Annotated in this window: 15 protein-coding genes; 9 read left to right on the plus strand and 6 right to left on the minus strand. The window is 53.6% G+C overall.

Going from position 1 to position 21,146, the window contains the following annotated elements:
- Positions 1 to 36: 36 nt before the first annotated feature.
- Positions 37 to 348 (minus strand): hypothetical protein, encoded by a 312-nt coding sequence (locus CV944_RS07450; protein WP_011230913.1) that lies wholly within the window; start codon positions 346 to 348, stop codon positions 37 to 39.
- Positions 349 to 531: 183 nt separating this feature from the next.
- On the minus strand, positions 532 to 1,923 hold the full coding sequence (gabP, locus tag CV944_RS07455; protein ID WP_100664004.1) for a GABA permease: 1,392 nt from the start codon (positions 1,921 to 1,923) through the stop codon (positions 532 to 534).
- 228 nt (positions 1,924 to 2,151) lie between these two features.
- Here gabP and CV944_RS07460 point away from each other — a divergent pair, with 228 nt between their 5' ends.
- Positions 2,152 to 3,774, plus strand: coding sequence for a PucR family transcriptional regulator (locus tag CV944_RS07460; RefSeq protein ID WP_060787960.1), 1,623 nt, complete (start codon positions 2,152 to 2,154; stop codon positions 3,772 to 3,774).
- A 204-nt stretch (positions 3,775 to 3,978) separates the two neighbouring features.
- Positions 3,979 to 5,331, plus strand: coding sequence for an aspartate aminotransferase family protein (locus CV944_RS07465; RefSeq protein WP_100664005.1), 1,353 nt, complete (start codon positions 3,979 to 3,981; stop codon positions 5,329 to 5,331).
- 222 nt (positions 5,332 to 5,553) lie between these two features.
- Here the strand turns inward: CV944_RS07465 and CV944_RS07470 are convergent, their stop codons facing one another.
- Complete coding sequence (locus tag CV944_RS07470) at positions 5,554 to 6,123, minus strand: Uma2 family endonuclease (RefSeq protein WP_100664006.1); 570 nt, start codon at positions 6,121 to 6,123, stop codon at positions 5,554 to 5,556.
- 213 nt (positions 6,124 to 6,336) lie between these two features.
- On the opposite strand from CV944_RS07470, the gene CV944_RS07475 reads away from it, so the two are divergent.
- Positions 6,337 to 7,323: an NADPH:quinone oxidoreductase family protein gene (locus CV944_RS07475; protein WP_100664007.1), complete on the plus strand. Its 987-nt coding sequence runs from the start codon at positions 6,337 to 6,339 to the stop codon at positions 7,321 to 7,323.
- Between the two features lie 200 nt (positions 7,324 to 7,523).
- Here CV944_RS07475 and gltC read toward each other — a convergent pair whose 3' ends face one another.
- A complete protein-coding gene (gltC, locus tag CV944_RS07480) occupies positions 7,524 to 8,435 on the minus strand; it encodes a glutamate biosynthesis transcriptional regulator GltC (RefSeq protein ID WP_050368598.1) in 912 nt (303 codons plus the stop codon).
- A gap of 125 nt (positions 8,436 to 8,560) precedes the next feature.
- Here gltC and gltB point away from each other — a divergent pair, with 125 nt between their 5' ends.
- The 5 genes from gltB (at position 8,561) to CV944_RS07505 (ending at position 18,678) form a co-directional block, all read left to right on the plus strand.
- Entirely contained in the window at positions 8,561 to 13,120 is a 4,560-nt protein-coding gene (gene gltB, locus CV944_RS07485) for a glutamate synthase large subunit (RefSeq protein WP_100664008.1), read from the plus strand.
- 143 nt (positions 13,121 to 13,263) lie between these two features.
- Positions 13,264 to 14,748, plus strand: a complete 1,485-nt coding sequence (locus tag CV944_RS07490) for a glutamate synthase subunit beta (protein ID WP_100659841.1) — start codon at positions 13,264 to 13,266, stop codon at positions 14,746 to 14,748.
- A gap of 81 nt (positions 14,749 to 14,829) precedes the next feature.
- Positions 14,830 to 15,426, plus strand: a complete 597-nt coding sequence (locus CV944_RS07495) for a phosphatase PAP2 family protein (protein ID WP_100659842.1) — start codon at positions 14,830 to 14,832, stop codon at positions 15,424 to 15,426.
- Between the two features lie 176 nt (positions 15,427 to 15,602).
- Positions 15,603 to 16,433, plus strand: a complete 831-nt coding sequence (locus tag CV944_RS07500) for a coiled-coil domain-containing protein (protein WP_100664009.1) — start codon at positions 15,603 to 15,605, stop codon at positions 16,431 to 16,433.
- Between the two features lie 151 nt (positions 16,434 to 16,584).
- Complete coding sequence (locus tag CV944_RS07505) at positions 16,585 to 18,678, plus strand: GDYXXLXY domain-containing protein (protein WP_100664010.1); 2,094 nt, start codon at positions 16,585 to 16,587, stop codon at positions 18,676 to 18,678.
- Positions 18,679 to 18,704: 26 nt separating this feature from the next.
- Here the strand turns inward: CV944_RS07505 and CV944_RS07510 are convergent, their stop codons facing one another.
- Together CV944_RS07510 and CV944_RS07515 are read right to left on the minus strand one after the other, a co-directional pair.
- Entirely contained in the window at positions 18,705 to 19,577 is an 873-nt protein-coding gene (locus CV944_RS07510) for a fructosamine kinase family protein (RefSeq protein WP_100659495.1), read from the minus strand.
- Positions 19,574 to 20,302: an NAD-dependent deacylase gene (locus CV944_RS07515; RefSeq protein ID WP_050368602.1), complete on the minus strand. Its 729-nt coding sequence runs from the start codon at positions 20,300 to 20,302 to the stop codon at positions 19,574 to 19,576. The genes CV944_RS07510 and CV944_RS07515 overlap by 4 nt, the downstream gene beginning before the upstream one ends.
- Positions 20,303 to 20,446: 144 nt before the next feature.
- Here CV944_RS07515 and CV944_RS07520 point away from each other — a divergent pair, with 144 nt between their 5' ends.
- The gene (locus tag CV944_RS07520; protein WP_100664011.1) at positions 20,447 to 20,998 is read left to right on the plus strand and encodes a DJ-1/PfpI family protein; all 552 of its coding nucleotides are present in this window, start codon (positions 20,447 to 20,449) and stop codon (positions 20,996 to 20,998) included.
- The last annotated feature ends 148 nt before the right edge of the window (positions 20,999 to 21,146 follow it).

Genomic DNA, 21,146 nt, shown 5'->3' on the forward strand with positions numbered 1-21,146 from the left:
TTCCGAGTCCCTGATGTCCGTTGTTTCAGGCGCTTTTTACAATGACGGCGCGGCCCAGCGGTGGTCGACAAAGACGTCGTACTCCGCGGCAATCGTTTCTTTGAGCTCCGCTAAAGACGGGATGCCGTCGGCGAACGTGTAGGTGTCAAGGCAAATGAGGGAGTATTCGTCGCCGGGATCAAATACGATGGTGACGACTTCTTCCGTTCCGGCGTCCACTTGCCGGATGGTGTCGCCGTCTTCCGGCTCCACGAGTACGTTTTGGTACGTTTCGCGGATGACATAGTAGCCTTCCTGCAATTGTTCAGTGAATAGATGTTCGATGTCCGTCAGTTCGTGGACGATCATGTTTAGGCCTCCTGATTTGTGAAATTATGCTCAATGTCAGTATACAACGGAATGGCAACGAAGGTAATAGGCAGCGACGGAAGTTTGGAAAGTTGTCATTTGTCTGTTCCGCCGCCGTTTGGGCAGGGCGGAACAGACAAAACAGACGCCCGTGCCGATGGACGCCTGTTCATGTGGTGAAAATCAATCTTTCGCTATTGTGGATGCCGCCGGCTCATAGGTTGGGTCGAGACGGCGCCTTGCAAAGGCGAAGTAGCAAACGATGACGACGGCGGTGATGAGCAACGTCAGCAGCAACTGAGACACCATCGAATCGATAAACAGCATTGAGGCGAGGATCACGAGCAATATGAGAATCGTAAAATAGGTCAAGTGGGGAAACAGCCACATTTTAATTTTTAACGAATCGCTGTTTTCGCGTTCGAGTTTTTTCCGCAGGCGGAGCTGCGAGACGGCGATGGCTAAATAGACGAGCAGCGCGATCGCGCCGGAAGAGTTGACGAGAAACAGAAACACTTTGTCCGGCGAGATGTAGTTCATGATGACGGCGATGTACGCAAACAACGTGCTAGCGATGACCGCCCGCACTGGAACACCGTTTTTGCTCAGCCGCAAAAATGACTTTGGCGCTTCTCCTTTCTCTGCGAGAGAGTAAAGCATGCGCGACGTTGTGTACAGTCCGGAATTGAGGCAGGACAACACGGCGGTCAATACGATAAAGTTCATGATTTGGGCGGCCGCAGGGACGCCGACGTGTTCGAGCACGGCGACAAACGGACTCTTCAACACGCTCGCTGAGTTCCAAGGGAGCAATGTGACGACAACGGCGATGGAGCCGATGTAAAACACTAAAATCCGCCATGTGACCGACTTAGTTGCCTTGGATACTGCTTCTTGCGGTTCGGCTGATTCTCCGGCGGCGATCGTGACGATTTCCGTTCCGAAGAAGGAGAAAATAACGATGACAATGCCAACAAGGATGGAACCGATGCCATGCGGCATCAATCCGCCGTGACCAGTCAAATTTTTTAAGCCGACCGGATCGTTGCCCGGTGCAAGGCCGAAAATGAAGGCCAAACCAAGAATAAGAAAAAGGACAATGCTTGCTACTTTGATGAACGCGAACCAGTATTCAAACTCCCCGTACGATTTAACCGACCAAATATTGGTGAGTGTCATCAATATAGTCAGGATAAGGCTTAGGAGCCATAACGGAATGGAAGGAAACCAATATTGGATGATGGCGGCTCCTGCGTTCGCTTCAATGGCGATGACGATCACCCAGAAAAACCAGTAAAGCCATCCGACCGTAAATCCTGCCCAAGGACCGATTGCTTCATGGGCGTAAGCAGCAAATGAACCACTTGTCGGACGAGCCGCGGCCATCTCCCCGAGCATCCGCATCACGAGAACGACTAAAGCACCCGCTAAGGCATAGGAAAACACAGCTCCCGGTCCTGTCGAATGGATAACAGCTCCACTTCCGACAAACAATCCGGCGCCGATGACCCCAGCGATGGCAATCATAGCCATATGGCGCTCTTTCAATCCTTTTTGCAGACCGGAATCATTCATCCCTATTCCCCCTTTCGGAAAGAGTTTAAATTTATAAAATAGTCTGACTAAACAGTTGTTTTTAGTGTATATGGAAAAATCCACTCTACACATTAGACAAAATGCCAACTAAAAATAGAGTTCCATTGGACAATTTGTCAATAGGCGTCTCGGCTATAGAAGGAGTTTAGTTATAAAGTTTCGAATATTTGTGATAATAAAGACAAAGCAAAAGGGGGAGAGGCAAGAATGGAATGCAGCTTTCCTCTTACGGTCGCTGACGTTTTAAGGAGAAAATATTTTGAAAGAGCCGTTGTTGCCGCTGGAAAAGGCGGGTTGTCCAGAATCGTCAAGTGGGTGCATGTCGTCGAGGTGACGAAAATCAGCAATTTGTTACGGGGCAAAGAGTTGATTTTATCCACTGGAGTCGGATGGCGGGAAGATGCTTCGTTGTTTTTATCGCTGCTTCGGCAACTGATCGAATGCGATGCCTCCGGGTTGTGCATCGAACTAGGAACATATGCTTCTTCCATCCCTGATGAAGCGTTAAAACTGGCGGATCAGCACGATTTCCCGATCGTCTTTTTCCTTGAAGAAGTCCCGTTCGTTGAAATCACCCATGACATCCATACGCATTTGATCAACCAACAGTATCAAATGATTTCCCAGCTTGAATCGTATTCCCAAGAGTTAAACAAAAAGCTGTTGACCGTTCATGACCATCGGGAGATTTTAACGTGTTTGCATGATTGTTTAGGCCATCACGTGGCTTTTAAAATGCAGGGCGGGGATGTGGAGTACATTCCATGTCGGCCGAGGCAGAAACGCGAGGCCAGCATCTGTTCGGGGAACAGCGGATGGCCCGTAGATGCGGTCGTCAAGCCGATTTCTTTGTTCGGCGCCGAGTATGCGGAGCTGGCCCTTCTCCCTGACGGCCGCGATGTCAATGAGTTTGACCTTCTCATTTTGGATCGCACTGCGACTGCTTTGGCGCAACACTTATTGCGGAACCTTTATGCTGAGGAGAAACGGCGCACGGAGGAAAACGAGTGGCTGAAAGGATGGCTTGAAGGGGAATACTCAGACCAAGAGATTTCTTCCTTTTTATTGGATCATCATCCCTCTTTTGACAGCCGTCGGGGAGTTGTGTGGGTTTGCAAGGTGGAAAGGGCTCATCAAAAAGGAAATTTTGATTTGACATATTTCAAGCTTTTATGTCGTTCGCTATTTGAGCAGCGAGGATTTTTCGTGTTTTCTGTGGAGATAGGCCGGCAGCTGGCGTTTATCGCCCTTGATTGGCGGGGTGAGTCCACGTGGAAAAAGCGGGTCGAAGATGGAATTGAATCCATTAAGGCGTCAGATTTTGTACGGACGCGTCTTCCCTCCTTATCCATAGGCGTTGGAACGTTTGTCAACTCTCTTTCTGCCATGAATCAAAGCTATCGAGCCGCGCTGGAGGCGCTGAAAATTCGAAACCGGTTGAAGGATCAAACGGTCAGTCCATTTTACGAGGATTTGCATTTGTATCGGATGATCATGGTTCTAGATAAATATAGCAATCTGCGCGAAACGGCCTGTCAATATTTAGGGCCGATTATCGAGTACGACAGGAAGTACAATGGGAAGCTGCTAGAAACGCTCAAGGTGTACTTGCAGTGCAACGGCTCGAAACAAGAGACAGCGAAGCGGCTGTTTATTGTCCGGCAAACGTTGTATCACCGTATAGAGAAGCTGGAAAGTTTCCTTGGCCCCGATTTCATGGCGCCTGATAAACGGCTGGCCATTGAGCTGATGATCAAAGCGTACGACTGCTTGATGGATGCGGACGAGATTTCGTACAGACATCGGAATGTGCAGCGTTGGGCTGATTGAGGAGGATCGGACAAGACGACGGATTCGTGAAAAAGCTTTTCGCTTAAAAATATCCTACGGTCGCGGTTGGGAGTGAACGCAGTGGTCAAACTGTGGAGCAAATGTGTTCACCGTTTTTACACTCTGTCTAATGAACAGCATGGTGAATTGAGCGATAATGGCTATAACATGAAACGATTCTAAATAGAGGGGAGTCAAGCGGCGATGAAAACGGAACAACCCCACCAACTGTGGCTCGAAAAAGACGACCGATATATCTGGCATTCGATGAAGCCATATAACCCTCAAGCAACGCTGATTGCGGCCGAAGCGAAAGGCTGCTGGGTGACGGATGCAGCTGGACGCCAGTATTTGGATGCGATGGCGGGGCTCTGGTGCGTCAACGTCGGCTACGGGCGCGAGGAGCTTGCCGAAGCGGCGTATGAGCAGCTGAAGACGCTGGCGTATTTCCCGCTCACGCAAAGCCACTTGTCGGCGATTCAGCTCGGGGAAAAGCTCAACGAACTGTTAGGCGATGAGTATGTGATTTTCTTTTCCAACAGCGGGTCGGAAGCGAACGAAACGGCGTTTAAAATCGCCCGCCAATACCATCAGCAACGCGGGGAGCATCATCGGTACAAAATCATTTCCCGCTACCGGGCGTACCATGGGAATTCCATGGGGGCGCTCTCAGCCACCGGACAGGCGCAACGGAAATACAAATACGAACCGCTCGCGCCAGGGTTCATCCACGTGCCGCCGCCGGATGTGTACCGCGACCCGGATGCGGCGGATGACCCGCGCCGGTTGCGGGCGGTCAAGGCCATTGATGATGTCATGACGTGGGAGTTGAGTGAAACGATTGCGGCCGTCATTATGGAGCCGATCATCACCGGGGGCGGTGTGCTCATTCCTCCGGACGGGTATATGAAAGCGGTCAAAGACGTGTGTGAAAAACACGGGGCTTTGCTGATTGTCGATGAAGTCATCTGCGGCTTCGGCCGGACGGGAGCGGCGTTCGGATTTCAACACTACGGCGTCAAGCCGGACATTATCACGATGGCAAAAGGCATTACGAGCGCGTATTTGCCGCTGGCGGCAACGGCGGTGCGAAAAGAGATTTATGAAGCGTTCAAGGGAACGGATGAATACGACTACTTCCGCCATGTCAATACGTTTGGCGGCCACCCGGCTGCTTGTGCGGTGGCGCTGAAAAACATCGAGATTATGGAGGAGGAGCGTCTGTTTGACCGTTCGCGTGAAGCGGGCGAATGGCTGCTTTCGGCACTGAAAACGAAACTGGCCGACCATCCGTACGTCGGGGATGTGCGCGGCAAAGGGCTGCTTGTCGGCATTGAATTGGTCGCCGACCGAGCGACGAAAGAGCCGCTCGATGTGTCGCTTGTCAATCAAGTGATCCATCGATGCAAAGAAAACGGCCTCATCATCGGCAAAAACGGAACGACGGTCGCCGGGTACAACAACGTGCTCACCTTGTCGCCGCCGCTTTGCATCACGGATGATGAACTTTCGTTTGTGGTCCGCGTCTTGAGCGGGGCGCTAGCGGCCATTCAATAAGAAGAACAAACGCCAGCTTGGGTCGACAGGCTGGTGTTTTGTTTGCCTTCGTGCAGACATTCGGAAAAACATAGAAGCAGGCCGCTGTCGCTAGGGTTGGACGTTCTCCCGGTTTCGAGATGGGAGATTCTTAGACATCTGCCTTAGGGCCGGCTGCCCGATCATCGATTCCTGTGCGTTTGACGAAAGATCGATCATGAACACTGAATGGTCAGAACCGTTTTAACTCCATCCAAATACATACGTTAGTGGAATAGCTAAGTCCTCAAATTGTGCGGAATGCAGCGTGTCTTGTTGCCCGTATGTGGCATGCCGTTGATAGGCTCCTTCGTGCAAATGGTATACATGAATCATTTTATTAGCAGTATCAACAATCCAATATTCTGCAATGCCATAGTGTTGGTACGTGTAAAATTTTTCGTTGTAGTCTTTTAAAGCGGTTGAAGGTGACAAAACTTCAACAACTAGCGCAGGCGCCCCGTAACATCCTTTTTGGACAATCTGTTTTTTATTGCAAATCACGGCAATATCGGGTTGGACAATGTCATCAGGGGTTTCATACGTTTCATTTTTGCTAAGGAATACATCAAACGGCGCCGTAAAGACGTAACAATGTTGGTTTTGGAAAAAATGGCGCAAAGCAAAATACAATTCTCCGACGGCAAATTGATGTTCCGAAGATGGAGCAGGTGTCATATTATACGCTTTTCCATTTATCAGTTCCCAGCGGCCTTCCCATGTTTTCCAGTCAGCGTACGTGTAAATTTTGTTCGAGTCAGGGATATTGCCCATTGTTTCACCCTCTTTCATTTTTAAGAATACGTTTGTTTACAGTGTACCAAAAGAAATCAAGGAAGTGTAGGGAGGACCTTTCATTAGACGTTTATTCATCGTTCGCTTACGCTCACAGGTGGAAGTGAGGGGCTTTTTGGTTCAGAAAAGGAATCTGGCGTTTGGTTGTCGAATGACATGAGAGAAGAATGCATGAAGAAAGGGAGAGGGATGATGTCCGCATTTCAAGCGTTTGTCGTCAACAAAACCGAAACAGAATTTACCGCCGGCGTGCAGACGATATCCATGGATGATTTGCCGGAAGGAGACGTCGTTGTCCGCGTCCATTATTCAAGCGTCAACTACAAAGATGGATTGGCGTCCATTCCGGACGGCAAAATTGTGAAAACGTATCCGTTCGTGCCGGGAATTGATTTGGCCGGGGTGGTTGTTTCGTCGCACCATCCGCGCTTCCGCGAAGGGGACGAGGTGATCGCGACCGGATATGAAATCGGTGTGACGCATTTCGGGGGCTACAGTGAATATGCTCGCCTGCACGGCGATTGGCTCGTGCCGCTGCCAAAAGGGTTGACGTTGAAAGAAGCGATGGCGATCGGCACGGCTGGGTTCACGGCGGCATTGTCCATTCACCGGCTTGAGGAGCATGGGTTGACGCCGGAACGCGGACCGGTGCTTGTCACGGGGGCGACGGGCGGCGTCGGGAGTCTGGCTGTGTCGATGCTATCGAAGCGCGGCTATACGGTGGAAGCGAGCACAGGCAAAACGGCGGAGCACGACTATTTGCGCGCCCTCGGCGCCAAGGAAGTGTTGACGCGCGAAGACGTCACGGCTGAACGCATTCGTCCGCTTGATAAGCAGCGCTGGGCCGCGGCGGTCGACCCGGTCGGCGGCCGGACGCTGGCGACGGTGTTAAGCCGCATCCGCTACGGCGGAGCGGTGGCGGTGAGTGGGTTGACAGGCGGCGTCGAGGTGCCGACAACCGTCCATCCATTCATTTTGCGCGGCGTCAGCTTGCTTGGCGTTGATTCCGTCTATTGTCCAATGGATTTGCGTTTGCGCATTTGGGAGCGGCTCGCTGGCGACTTAAAGCCGGATTTGGAGCGGATTGTTCAAGAAATTTCGCTCGCTGAATTGCCGCAAGCGCTTGAGCGCATTTTGCGCGGCGAGCTGCGCGGCCGGACGGTCGTGCGGTTAGGATGACGTTCGGACGCAATCGAACGGAAGCAGCGTCCGAACTTGGTGCTCTCCACATCTTCTTTTTGAATGATCCTTGATGAGTGAAGGCGACGGAAAGGGGAAGTGTGCAGAAGAAGAAAGGAAAGACGCAGGGGGAAGCACCTGCGTCTTTTTTTTTGTGATCTCGAACCCATTTTTCTACGTGAGCGTAGGCGGGGGAGCGTTCACCCCCGCAATTGATACCGCTCGAGCTCCGCGAAAAAGTCTTTCACAAACCGGTAAAACACTTTCACCGACGGGGCGAGCTCGTGATGGTCGGAGACGATGATGCCGACATTTCGCTTCACTTGCGGCATTTCAATCGGCACTTTGGCGGCGTAGCGAAGAAGGCTTTCCGACAAGGCGCTTTCCGGCAGGAGGGTCACGCCGATGCCAGCGGAGACAAGCCCTTTAATGGCATCGAGATCTTCGCCTTCCGATGAAATGTTGGGCGAAAATCCGGCTTGGTGGCAAGCGTCAATAACGATTTGATGCAAAATGTATCCTTTTGGAAACGTTACAAATGGATCATGGCGCAGTTCGTTCAATACGATCCGGTCGCGGCGGGCGAGCGGATGGCTGTTCGGCAGGAGGGCGGCAAACGGTTCGGAAAACAAAATTTCTCCTTTAATGCCGATTTCACGAACCGGAATCGGTCCGAGAAAGGCAAGGTCGATCTCCCGTTTTTTCACCGCTTCGATTAAATAATAGTACGACCCTTGGCGGAGATGGAACGAGACGTTTGGGTGCTCCGCTTTAAAGGCGGAGATGACCATCGGCATCATGTGGCTTGCCAGGCTTGTCGGAAACCCGATTTTAATCGTTCCGCGTTCCGGGTCCAAATACTCTTCGATTTGTTGCTTTGCATCCTCGACCGCCTTTAACACCGCTTCGGCGTGCGGCAAAAAATGGCGGCCGATCGGGGTGAGCTTCACGTTTCGCCCTTCCCGTTCAAACAGCTGCACGCCAAGCTCCGCTTCGAGGTTGGCAATTTGCCGGCTGATCGCCGACTGCGCGACATGGAGGGCGTCGGCGGCTTCGGAGACGTGTTCGCGCCGGGCGACTTCCACGAAATATTGCAGTTGCCGCAGCTCCATTTTTCTCCCTCCTTTTGATTGATCGCAAAAAGAGATGGATTTTATCTAAATTATATATTGTTTATATTAATTTTGAAAACTACAATGAATATTACAGACAATTCGGAACGGGAGGGGAAGGCAGCATGAAACACTACGGATTACCGGAAGCACAAGGGCTGTATCGCCCGGAATTTGAACATGATGCATGCGGGATCGGGTTTTATGCTCATTTGAAAGGAAAACCGTCACATGACATTATCGAAAAAGCGCTCCATATGCTTCGCCAGCTTGAACACCGCGGCGGACAAGGAAGCGATCCGGAAACAGGTGATGGCGCGGGCATTATGACGCAAATTCCGCACGAATACTTTCAAACGGTGTGCGGTGGGATGAACTTGCCGGAAAAAGGGCGCTACGGGGTCGGAATGTTCTTTTTGCCGGAACAGGAAGAGAAGCGGGCGTATTACGAAGCGAAATTCAATGAAATCGTTGCGAAAGAGGGGCAGCGCCTGCTCGGTTGGCGGACCGTGCCCGTTGACAACGACAAGCTTGGCAAACTGGCGCGGCAAAGCAAGCCGTTCGTCCGTCAAGTGTTTGTCGCGGCAAGTGATGACGTGGCTGATGAGTTGGCGTTTGAACGGAAGCTGTATGTGATCCGCAAACAATTCGAAAAATGTGTGGAACACAACGAGTGCTATGTAGCGAGCTTCTCGAGCCGGACGATCGTGTATAAAGGGCTTTTGACGCCGGAACAAATCGATGCGTTTTATTTGGATTTGCAAGATGAACGGTTCCGTTCGGCGTTTGCTCTCGTGCACTCGCGCTTCAGCACGAACACGTTTCCGAGCTGGGAGCGGGCCCATCCGAACCGCTACTTGATCCATAACGGCGAGATCAACACGCTGCGCGGCAACGTCAACTGGATGGCGGCGCGCGAGAAACAATTTGTGTCCGAAGCGTTCGGCGCGGATTTGGAAAAAGTCGTGCCGATTTTGGATACGAACGGCAGCGACTCGTCGATTTTGGACAATGCGTTTGAATTTTTCGTTCTCGCTGGCCGGAAGCCGGCCCATGTCGCGATGATGCTCATTCCGGAACCGTGGTTTTGGGATGAGCAGATGGACGGGGCGAAAAAGGCGTTTTACGAGTACCACAGCTGTCTCATGGAGCCGTGGGACGGACCGACGGCGATTTCGTTCACCGACGGCAAGCAAATCGGCGCCATTTTGGACCGGAACGGTTTGCGTCCGGCCCGCTATTATGTCACCAAAGACGACTATATTATTTTCTCATCCGAAGTCGGCGTCATCGATGTTGACCCGAACAACATTTTATATAAGGAACGGCTGAGCCCGGGGAAAATGCTGTTGGTTGACCTCGAGCAAGGGCGCATCATCTCTGACCAGGAAATCAAGGAAGAAATGGCTCATGAAAAGCCATATCGCCAATGGATCAACGAGCAAATGATCACGCTTGGCGATCTGGAAATTCCGGAGGACGTCGAAGCGCCGAAGCAGCTTGTCAAGCTGCAAAAAGCGTTCGGCTACACGTTTGAAGATGTGGAAAAAACGATTTTGCCGATGGCGACGGAGGGGAAAGATCCGACGGGGGCGATGGGCATGGATGCGCCGCTTGCCGTGCTGTCCGAGCGGCCGCAAAGCTTGTTCAACTACTTCAAGCAGCTGTTTGCCCAAGTGACAAATCCGCCGATTGACGCCATCCGCGAATATGTCGTCACGTCAACGATGACGCTGCTCGGCAAAGAAGGGAATATTTTGCATCCGGACGCCAAAGCGGCGCGGCGCATTCGCCTTGAGACGCCGCTGTTGACGAACGAAGAACTGGCGGCGTTAAAAGCGAATCCACACCCGGAATTTGCGTGCGCGGTGCTGCCGACGTTGTTTACCGACGATTTGAAAACGGCGCTTGATGAGCTGTTTGCCAAAGCGGATGAAGCGATCGAAAACGGGGCGGCGCTTCTTGTGCTGTCCGACCGCGGCGTTGATGACACGCATGTGGCGATTCCGGTGTTGCTGGCGGTAAGCGGGCTTCATCAACACCTTGTCCGCAAAGGGACGCGCACGAACGTCAGCCTGCTTGTCGAAAGCGGCGAAGCGCGGGAAGTGCACCATTTTGCGGCGCTCATCGGCTACGGGGCGGACGCCATCAACCCGTACTTGGCGCTGGAGACGATCCGCCAAGCGTCAGAAAACGGCGTCATCGCCTTGTCGTACCGGGAAGCAGCGAAAACGTACATCAAGGCGGCTGTTGACGGCGTCGTCAAAGTGATGTCGAAAATGGGCATTTCGACGGTGCAAAGCTACCGCGGCGCACAAATTTTTGAAGCGGTCGGCATCGGCGACGATGTCATTGAGGAATACTTCACCGGCACGGCGTCGCAAATCGGCGGCATCGGGCTTGCGGAAATTGCGAAAGAAGCGAAAATGCGCCACGAAGCCGCTTTCGGAGCGCGGCATGAAGACGATGTGCTCGATGCAGGCAGCGAGCTGCAATGGCGGCGCAACGGCGAACATCACGCGTTCAACCCGAAGACGATCCATTTGTTGCAATGGGCGTGCCGGAAAAACGATTACAACCTCTATAAACAATATTCGAAACTGGCCAATGAAGAACAGTTGACGTTTTTGCGCAACTTGTTCGACTTCGATTCGAAGCGCCCTCCGGTGCCGATTGACGAAGTCGAGCCGGTTGAATCGATCGTCCGCCGCTTTAAAACCGGCGCGATGTCGTTCGGTTCGATCAGCCAAGAAGCGCATGAGGCGCTGGCGATCGCCATGAACCGGATCGGCGGAAAAAGCAACAGCGGCGAGGGCGGCGAAGACCCGGCCCGCTATGTGAAAGATGAAAACGGCGACTGGCGCCGCAGCGCGATCAAACAAGTGGCGTCCGGACGTTTTGGCGTAAAAAGCCATTATTTGGTCAATGCCGATGAATTGCAAATCAAAATGGCGCAAGGGGCAAAACCGGGTGAAGGCGGGCAGCTTCCGGCCAACAAAGTGTATCCGTGGGTCGGCAAAGTGCGCGGCTCAACGCCAGGGGTGGAGCTTATTTCTCCGCCGCCGCACCATGACATTTACTCGATTGAAGATTTGGCCCAGCTCATTTACGATTTGAAAAACGCCAACAAAGATGCGCGCATCAGCGTGAAGCTCGTCGCCAAAGCCGGCGTTGGCACGATCGCGGCTGGCGTGGCGAAAGGGAACGCCGATGTCATTGTCATCAGCGGCTATGACGGCGGCACGGGCGCTTCGCCGAAAACGAGTATTAAACATGCCGGCTTGCCGTGGGAGCTTGGTTTGGCGGAAACGCATCAGACGCTCATGTTGAATGGTTTGCGAGACCGCGTCGTCTTGGAAACGGACGGAAAATTGATGACAGGACGCGATGTTGTCATGGCCGCTTTGTTCGGCGCTGAAGAGTTTGGATTTGCGACGGCTCCGCTTGTCGTCTTAGGCTGTGTCATGATGCGCGTCTGTCATTTGGATACGTGTCCGGTCGGAGTGGCGACGCAAAATCCGGAGCTGCGCAAGAAATTTACCGGCGAGCCGGATCATGTCGTCAATTTCATGTATTTCGTCGCTCAGGAAGTGCGGGAAATGATGGCGGAACTCGGATTCCGCACGATCGACGAAATGGTCGGCCGCGTTGACGTCTTAAAAGTGAGCGAACGGGCGAAAGCGCATTGGAAAGCGAAACATCTTGACTTGTCTCGCCTCTTGTATCAAGTCGATGGCCCGCGCACAGGCAGCAAAGGGCAAAACCATCGAATGGAAGAGACGCTCGACTATACGGAAATTTTACCGGCGGTGCAGCCAGCGCTTGAGCGGCAGGAGCCGGTCGAACTTCACCTCGCCATCCGCAACGTCCACCGCACGGTCGGGGCGATGACAGGAAGCGAAATCTCGAAGCGCTACGGCGAGGAAGGGCTGCCGGATGATACGATCCGCCTCCATTTCACCGGATCGGCCGGGCAAAGTTTTGCGGCGTTTGTGCCGAAAGGGATGACGCTCGAGCTCGTCGGCGACGCGAACGACTACGTCGGCAAAGGGCTTTCCGGCGGCAAAGTGATCGTCCGTCCGCCGCATGAGGCGCCGTTTGCCGCAGCGGACAATGTCATTATCGGCAACGTCGCTTTCTACGGGGCGACGAGCGGCGAAGCGTACATTCGCGGCCGCGCTGGGGAGCGGTTCTGCGTCCGCAACAGCGGCGTCCATGCCGTTGTTGAGGGAGTCGGCGATCACGGGTGTGAATATATGACCGGCGGCCGCGTCGTCATCCTCGGTTCGGTTGGCAAAAACTTCGCCGCCGGCATGTCCGGTGGGATCGCTTACGTTCTTGCCGATGAAGACAGCTGGCAGCAAACCGCCAACCTTGAGCTCGTCTCGTTTGAGCGGCTCGAAGACGAGGAAGAAATTCGCGACGTGCGTCGGATGATCGAAAACCATTACCGCTATACAGGAAGCCCGCGGGCTGCATTGGTGCTCGACGAGTGGGACGATTACGTCCGCCGCTTCGTCAAGGTTATTCCGCGCAATTACAAACTGATGATTGAGACGATCGAAACGCTCGAACAGTCCGGGCTTTCGCACGAAGAAGCTGTCATGGCGGCGTTTGAAACGGTGGCAAAACAGAAAAAAGCGGCTGTCGGCGGCGTCCATCAGCTGCAAGCGGTGGCGAAGTAACGCTGTGGCTTGCGATTGGCCGCGAAGTGACGACGCCGCTTCGGCTCCGCGGCTTCGCGGGGCCCGCTTTTTGATCGGCCAACAGGCGGGAAGGCCGCATGAGAGAAGAGAGGATACGTACGGAAAGAAGGAGGGGAACCATCGTGGGAAAAGCAACAGGATTTATGGAATATGCACGCGAGGAAGAGAAAAAGCGCGATCCGCTTTCCCGTCTTGATGATTGGAAAGAATACACGCAGCCGTTTTCCGAAGACGTGCTGGCCCGCCAAGGTGCCCGCTGTATGGACTGTGGCACGCCGTTTTGTCATATGGGATTGGAGCTAAACGGCCTGACTTCGGGGTGTCCGGTGCACAACTTGATCCCGGAATGGAACGATTTGGTGTACCGAGGCCGTTGGAAAGAAGCGCTTGATCGTTTGTTGAAAACGAACAACTTCCCGGAATTCACCGGCCGCGTCTGCCCGGCGCCGTGCGAGGGGTCATGCACGGTGGCGATTTCCGACCCAGCGGTTGCCATTAAAGGGATTGAACGGGCTATTATTGATAAAGGGTTTGCCGAGGGATGGGTGAAACCGCGCATTCCGAAGACGCGCACGGGGAAAAAGGTGGCCATCGTCGGCTCTGGCCCGGCTGGGCTCGCCTGCGCTGACCAACTCAACCAAGCCGGCCATTCGGTGACGGTGTATGAGCGGGCTGACCGCATCGGCGGCTTATTGATGTACGGCATTCCGAATATGAAGTTGGAAAAAGAAGTGGTCGAGCGGCGGGTGCGTCTGCTCGAAGAGGAAGGCATCACGTTTATTACGAACACCGAAGTCGGCAAAGATATTACGGCTGACGAACTGCGTGCTCAGTACGACGCCGTCGTCTTGTGCATCGGTGCGCAAAAGCAGCGCGATTTGGCCATTGAAGGCCGGGAGCTGGAGGGCGTCCATTTTGCGATGGATTATTTGACCGGCGTGACGAAAAGTTTATTGGATTCCAACTTTGCCGATGGCCAGTTTATTGATGCCAAAGACAAACATGTCATTGTGATCGGCGGCGGCGATACGGGCGCCGACTGCGTGGCGACCGCGCTGCGCCAAGGCTGCAAAAGCGTCGTCCAGTTCGGCAAACACCCAGCGCTGCCAAACAAGCGCCCGGACCACAACCCGTGGCCGCAATACCCGCTCGTCTTTACGCTCGACTACGCGTATGAAGAAGCAAAAGCGAAATTCGGCGCCGACCCGCGTCAATATTGCATTCAAACAAAGAAAATCGTTGGAGACGAGCACGGCCGCGTGAAAGAGCTGCATACGATTCAAATGGAAAAAATCATCGATGAAAACGGCAAAGCGATCTTTAAAGAAATTCCGGGGACGGAACAAGTATGGCCGTGCGATTTGGTGTTTATCGCCATCGGGTTTGAAGGGCCGGAGCAGCCGTTGTTGAAGCAGTTTGGCGTTGAAACGGCCAACAACAAAGTGAAAGCCCCATACGGCAAATATACAACAAACATCGAGGGCGTGTTTGCCGCCGGCGACGCCCGCCGCGGCCAAAGTTTAATTGTCTGGGCCATCCACGAAGGCCGCGGGGCGGCTCGTGAAGTCGATCGGTTCCTGATGGGAGAGACGAAGTTGCCGTGGTGATCCCCTCCTCCTTAAAAAGCATCGCTTTTTAAGGAGGATTTTTTTCGTTTGGAGGGAAAAGAAAGAGATGGAAGGAGAGTGATGCTCAACATGAATCGACGATTATGGATCACCGCGGCTATGAGTCTGGGCCTTTTTTTGCTTGTTTGGACAGGCGTGGCCGCTGGATGGACAGAGAGAATGGATGAAGAGGGGCTGCGTCTGTTTGATTATTGGAATTGGCTTGATCCGTTTACGTTTCTTGGCGATGGAAAGACGATTGGCATCATCAGCATTATGCTTGTCATTGGTTTATGGTTTTTTCGCCGCGACGTCTACGGAATGGTGTTGGTTGTGGCCGCTGTTGGCGGGGGATATGGCATCAATGAGTGGCTAAAACATATCATTGGACGGCCTCGACCTCCTCATGCTGAAATCGGTGGATTTAGTTTTCCAAGCGGCCACGCGATGATCGGGACGATTTACTTGTTGATTTTGGCGTACTTTTTGGCGCAAACGCGCACGAAGCGAGGCGAGCGGGCCGCGATTTACGGCGTTTTTGGAGCGCTTGCCCTGTTGACTGGCTTAAGCAGGTTAAGTCTGCAAGTGCATTATCCATCTGATGTGCTTGGTGGGTTTTTGCTCGGGGTTGCCTATGTATCAGCCTGCCTGGCTCTTTACCGTAGGTTCACTCGCTGAAGCGGATTTTAGAACATGGACAAAAAACGATTTTTGTTTTGATTTCGCGCGGTGAAAAGCAAATTTTGCGGCTTTGTGTTGAGCTTTGCCGTTGTCGAAATTAGGGAGAAAATCTCTTTTTCTATACTATCGCGTTGACCGAGACAATGATACAATGGGGAAAAGGAGGTGAAACGATGGGGCAAGCCGAACTCGTGCAAATGATGGCCGAACTGCTTGACCAAAAGCTCAATCCCATCCACGTGCGGCTCGATCGGATCGAAGGAAATGTCCGAGCGCTTCAAGAAGGGCAAGCGCGCCTCGAAGGCGAGGTGCAAGCACTCAAGGAAGGGCAAGCGCGCCTCGAAGGCGAGGTGCAAGTGCTCAAGGAAGGGCAAGCGCGCCTCGAAGGCGAGGTGCAAGCGCTCAAGGAAGGGCAAGCGCGCCTCGAAGGCGAAGTGCAAGCACTCAAGGAAGGGCAAGCGCGCCTCGAAGGCGAGGTGCAAGCGCTCAAGGAAGGGCAAGCGCGCCTCGAAGGCGAGGTGCAAGTGCTCAAGGAAGGGCAAGCGCGCCTCGAAGGCGAAGTGCAAGTGCTCAAGGAAGGCCAGGCGCGTTTGGTAGATGAAGTGCAGTTGTTACAGGAGGGACAAGCCCGCTTGGACCAACGGCTTCACCGGGTTGAGGAGGATGTGCGCACATTAAAGGTGGATATGAACGCGGTCAAAGGCGATGTGCAAACCCTGAAAGCCGACATGGATGCGGTCAAAGGCGATGTGCAAACATTGAAAGAAGGACAGCAACGGCTTGAAGGGAAAGTTGAACGGGTCGAAGAAAAAGTTGACAACCTCACACTAGAAATGCGGAGCCACTTTCGCTATATCGAGAACATGCTCCATAAGCATCAGGCCGCTCTTGACATGGCTTCGCGGCAGTTCTCTTCGCAACAGTCATCGATCAACTATTTGATCAAAAAAGTGGCAGAGCATGATATGGACATTTTCCACTTAAAAAATGATCTCCAACCATAGTGTCCTGTACTGCAATAAAGAAAACAGTCTAAAGGGTGAGCGGCAACTAGGAAAATACGATGGAATAAGGCGTGTTTTCACTGGTCTTCTAGACAGCTTTTTCAGCATATTTTATAGAGAGAAAGATCCGAGTCACAAGGGAGGAAGCGATATGGCGGCCCGCGTCGTGAAAACGGGGTATGCGTTGGCGTTTTTGTGCATGATTGCCGGGATGGTGTATTTTTTTGCCGCCAATTGGCCGGAGATGGGGCGAGAGGTGAAAGTCGGGATCAGCATCGGCATGATGGCGGTGTTTTACATCGCAAGCGCGGCGCTTTGGGGCCGCCGTCGTTTCTTAGGGCGTTGGATGTTGATCAGCGGAGTGTTGTCATTTGGCATTGCGTTGGCGTTGGTCGGTCAAATGTACAACTCGCATGCGGACAGTTATTGGCTGTTTCTTGTCTGGCTTGCGCCAACCGCTTTGTTGGCGCTGCTGACAAAAGAACGGGCTCTGTCGGTGATCGCGCTTGTGTTGTTGCAGCTTGCGTGCTGGTTTTATTATTTTCCGTCCGCTTATCGGATTGAGTGGACGGAATGGTCTTCGTTTGGCGTGCTGTCGTTATTTGTGATCGTAAACGGTGCGCTCGTTGTGTTTGCTCGGACACCGCTCATCCGTTGTTTCGCTTACCTAGCCATGCAAGGTTGGCTGCTTGTGATGGACATAACCGGGTTTTCCTATGGGCGCGACGCATGGTGGCCATACGTGTATGCCGTGTTGCTCGCTGTGTTGCTTTATTATTTTCTTGTCATCGCCAAGCAGCGGTTGTATGTGTTGTTGACGAGTTTGTTTGCTGGACTGTTTTTGTTCATTCAATACATTCGCTTGCTCGCTGATCATTATGGAACATGGTTGCTTCTCATTGGGCTCGTGGCGGCTGCTGCCGTGTTGTACGGGGGCGTTGTGCTATTGCGGCGCACGGGGCTGTTTTCAGCAAAGACGAAAGCCGGGAAATGGTTTTTGGCGGCGTTTCAGGCGATTGTCACACTTGCGGCTTCCGCGTTGGCCATCCAAAGCCTGCTTGGCTTGTATTTTCTTTGGACAGAGTCATGGTCGCCTTATGTGCTCTTTTTCATTTCCATCTTTGGATTTGTCGTTCCCGCCTCATTGGGCCGGCATTGGAATGCGGTCGTTCGTTATACTCTGCTGGCTGTTGGTTATGGGCTCGGGGTGGCGATGGCGGGGGAGGTCTCGCGGCTGGCTCTGTTCCTCTATGCCATTGGGCTTGCGATTGGCATCATCCGGTCATCAGACAGCGGAGTGCGCCGGTTGACGACGGCGGCGCTGACGGTCTATTTCGGGATCGCCTTAAGTTCGGCGATGGATGACGGCCGGACGGTGTTGCTCACCTTGGCTTTGGTCAACGGCGGGTTGTATGCGTATGGCCGCTTTCGCGGAACGCCGTTTCTCACTCCGCTTGTCTTGGCGTTCGGAGCGCTTGGGATCGCGACGAGCGCCGATGTATTTGCGGCTGATGGACTGTACGTGGCGTTGAATATCGTCATGGTCTTGGCGCTTGCCTTCTTTCTTTTCCGCGGTCGGCAACTGGAGCGGAAGACCGCTTGGGTGTACACGGCGCTTTATCTCGTGCTGAAATATTACGAGTTCGCCTGGAATTTGCTTCATAAATCGATCAGCTTGCTGGCGGCAGGCGTGGCGTTGCTTGCATGGACATTGTGGCTCGAGAAACGGAATGGCTTCACATGGGCCAAGGGAGTGCGCTGGGGGCGGCGCGTTTCATTGTGGACGCTCATAGTCGTGATCGCTCAATTTTCATTTTTAGGTTATACCGTGTGGCAAAAAGAGCGATTGCTGCGATATGGTGATGTCGTAAAGCTGGAGCTTGAGCCGGTGGATCCGCGTTCCATGCTGCAAGGGGATTATATTCAGCTTCGGTACGATATTTCCACCATTCCGTCGCTTGATGGAAGCGGACGGGTGCAAGTTGGGCTGCGAAAAGGAGCGGATGGGGTGCATCGTTTGGCTGGCGTATATATGGTGAATGGAAACAAAAGGCCGGGATACACGCCGCAGCCTGGGGATGTGATCATCACCGGCACGTTCCACGGCCCGCAAGTCGTGTATGGCATTGAATCGTATTTCATTCCGGAAAAAACGGGGATGACACGGCAAGAGAATGTTCGGTTTGCCTATGTGCGCGTGAGCGAAAGCGGGGATGCGCTGCTCGAAGCGATCCGTGCTGAATAAAGATGGTGCGGGGAAAGCAGGAGAAACTACTCCCCCGCATACCGTTCTAACACGCGGTCGACCGCGTTGCCGTATGTTTCGCCGAATAAATGGAGATGAACGAGCAAGTAAAACAGCTGGTAGAGTGGTTTTCGGTCATGATAATCAGCCGAGAGCGGCATAAGCTCGCGATAGCTTTCATAAAACCGGATCGGAAAGCCGCCAAACAGCTCGGTAAACGCGATCTCAAACTCATGATGGCCATATAAAACAGACGGATCGATCAAATACGGCACTCCGTCTGGCCCCGGAATCCAGTTGCCGCTCCATAAATCGCCGTGCAACAGCGACGGGAAACAGTCATCCGGAAGCCATTGGTCAAGCCGCTCGAGCAGCCATTCGAGACGTTTGTGCCGCTTGGCGGGCAGGAGGCCTCTCTCCGCCGCCCGCGTCATTTGTGGTCTAAGGCGGGCGGCGCGGTAATAGTCGGGCCAGCGGCCGTACCAGCCGTTGCGCTGCGGCAGCGTCCCGATGTACGTATCGCGGTCAAGGCCAAACGCCGGGCCGCGGCATTGATGGAGGCGGGCAAGGCCGTGTCCGAGCTGTTCGGCCGTCCGTTCCGTTTCTGCTCCTTCGACCCATTCCAAGACGAGCCAGCCCCAGCCGTTCGCTTCCCCGAAGCCGAAGGTATGCGGAACGTTGATGGCGCGTGCTTGCCTGATCAGCTCGAGGCCCATCTGTTCGGCAGCGAAAAATCCACTCGGCGGGAAACGTTGCATTTTGATAAAGTACGTTTGCTTGCCGCTTTGGACGCGATAGGCGTCATTGATGTCCCCGCCTGAGACGCGGCGCCAATGGCGGATGCGGGAGTGATCGCCGATCGATTCGAGCGCCATTTGCAACATCGTTTCTTTGTTCATTCCGCCGCCTCCGTCAACTGCCGCTCCAGCTCGTTCAGCACCTCACCGATTTTCCGGCCGTGAATGACAGCGTCGGCGAGATCGTCCAAGTCAGTCGGCTCCCAATTGATGATGACAAGCTTCGCACCGTTTCGTTTGGCGAAAAGCGGCAGTTGATTGGCCGGCGACACTTGCAGGGAGGAGCCAAGCACGAGGAATAGATCAGCCTGTTGGGCAGCCTCCCATGCTTCCGTGATGGCTTTCTCCGGCAGCGGCTCGCCAAACAACACGACCGACGGGCGCAAAACTCCGCCGCATTCGCACGTCAACACACCGTGCAAATAGACAAAGCTTGGCTTTGTTTGCCCGCACCGCTGACAATGGACGGTGCGGAGCGAGCCGTGAAGTTCGATGACGCGTCGGCTTCCCGCTTCTTGGTGAAAGCCATCGACATTTTGCGTCACAATCGTCTGCACGATCCCGCGCCGCTCCCAATCGGCCAACAAGCGGTGTCCGTCATGCGGTTGGCACTGTTGCAATGTGCGAATGCGATATTGGTAAAACTCGACGAACGATTCACGGCGATGATGCAATGCATCGATGGTCGCGAGTTCGCTCGGATTGAAACGCGCCCACAGCCCGGTGCGCGGCGAACGGAAATCGGGCAGCCCGCTTTCCGTTGACATGCCGGCGCCGGTCAGCACGACGGTTCGGCGCGAGGCGGCCAGCCATGAGGTGATGGTCATTCCGTTTCCCTCCTTACTGTCGCAACCATAGCGACTCTCATTTCTGATGCTTCATCTCTTTCCACCAATCATTTTACTTTTCCTTTTCACTCGTTTCCAGTATGATAGAAATGAAAGAAAAAATGGACAAGGAGGCGGAAATCCATGAGCAAAAAAGTGCTGATCATCACGGGTGATGCTGTTGAGGCGCTTGAAGTATACTATCCGTATTACCGCTTGCTTGAAGAAGGTTATGAAGCGACGATTGCCGCGCCGAAGAAAAAGAAACTGCACACCGTTGTCCATGATTTTGCCGACTGGGATACGTATGTGGAAAAACAAGGCTATTTGATCGACGCCCATGCGTCGTTCGCCGAAGTCGATCCGGCGCAATACGACGGATTGGTCATTCCAGGCGGGCGGGCGCCGGAATACATTCGCCTTGATGAAAACGTGCAGCGCATCGTTCGCCATTTCTTTGAGGCGAATAAGCCGATTGCCGCCATTTGCCACGCCTCGCTCATTTTTGAAACAATGCCGGATTTGCTGAAAGGACGGAGTTTGACAGCGTATATTGCCTGCAAGCCGGGGGTTGAGGCGCTAGGAGCGACGTATGTGTCTGACCATACAGTCCACGTTGACGGCAACCTCGTCTCCGCCCATGCGTGGCCGGATTTGCCGGTGTTTATGCGTGAGTTCCTTCGATTGCTCCAATAGCCAAAAAGCGGTCTCCCTTTGGGTGAGGGGAGACCGCTTGTGCATGCAACAGGGTTTTGGGTGCGGCGGGCGGCGCTGTTTTTCATGGCTAAAGGTTCCCGCTTGTGATGGCGGGTTTTATTTTTGATGATGCTGTCCGCCAAACGGC

Source organism: Geobacillus sp. WSUCF-018B, assembly GCF_002809985.1.
Taxonomy (GTDB): domain Bacteria; phylum Bacillota; class Bacilli; order Bacillales; family Anoxybacillaceae; genus Geobacillus; species Geobacillus thermophilus.

Coding starts and splice junctions, on each gene's coding strand:
- CV944_RS07515 (WP_050368602.1), bottom strand. CDS start 20,302: ATGACCATCACCTCATGGCTGGCCGCCTCGCGCCGAACCGTCGTGCTG.
- CV944_RS07450 (WP_011230913.1), bottom strand. CDS start 348: ATGATCGTCCACGAACTGACGGACATCGAACATCTATTCACTGAACAA.
- CV944_RS07465 (WP_100664005.1), top strand. CDS start 3,979: ATGAAAACGGAACAACCCCACCAACTGTGGCTCGAAAAAGACGACCGA.
- gabP (WP_100664004.1), bottom strand. CDS start 1,923: ATGAATGATTCCGGTCTGCAAAAAGGATTGAAAGAGCGCCATATGGCT.
- CV944_RS07505 (WP_100664010.1), top strand. CDS start 16,585: ATGGCGGCCCGCGTCGTGAAAACGGGGTATGCGTTGGCGTTTTTGTGC.
- CV944_RS07495 (WP_100659842.1), top strand. CDS start 14,830: ATGCTCAACATGAATCGACGATTATGGATCACCGCGGCTATGAGTCTG.
- CV944_RS07510 (WP_100659495.1), bottom strand. CDS start 19,577: ATGAACAAAGAAACGATGTTGCAAATGGCGCTCGAATCGATCGGCGAT.
- CV944_RS07475 (WP_100664007.1), top strand. CDS start 6,337: ATGTCCGCATTTCAAGCGTTTGTCGTCAACAAAACCGAAACAGAATTT.
- gltC (WP_050368598.1), bottom strand. CDS start 8,435: ATGGAGCTGCGGCAACTGCAATATTTCGTGGAAGTCGCCCGGCGCGAA.
- CV944_RS07460 (WP_060787960.1), top strand. CDS start 2,152: ATGGAATGCAGCTTTCCTCTTACGGTCGCTGACGTTTTAAGGAGAAAA.
- gltB (WP_100664008.1), top strand. CDS start 8,561: ATGAAACACTACGGATTACCGGAAGCACAAGGGCTGTATCGCCCGGAA.
- CV944_RS07470 (WP_100664006.1), bottom strand. CDS start 6,123: ATGGGCAATATCCCTGACTCGAACAAAATTTACACGTACGCTGACTGG.
- CV944_RS07500 (WP_100664009.1), top strand. CDS start 15,603: ATGGGGCAAGCCGAACTCGTGCAAATGATGGCCGAACTGCTTGACCAA.
- CV944_RS07520 (WP_100664011.1), top strand. CDS start 20,447: ATGAGCAAAAAAGTGCTGATCATCACGGGTGATGCTGTTGAGGCGCTT.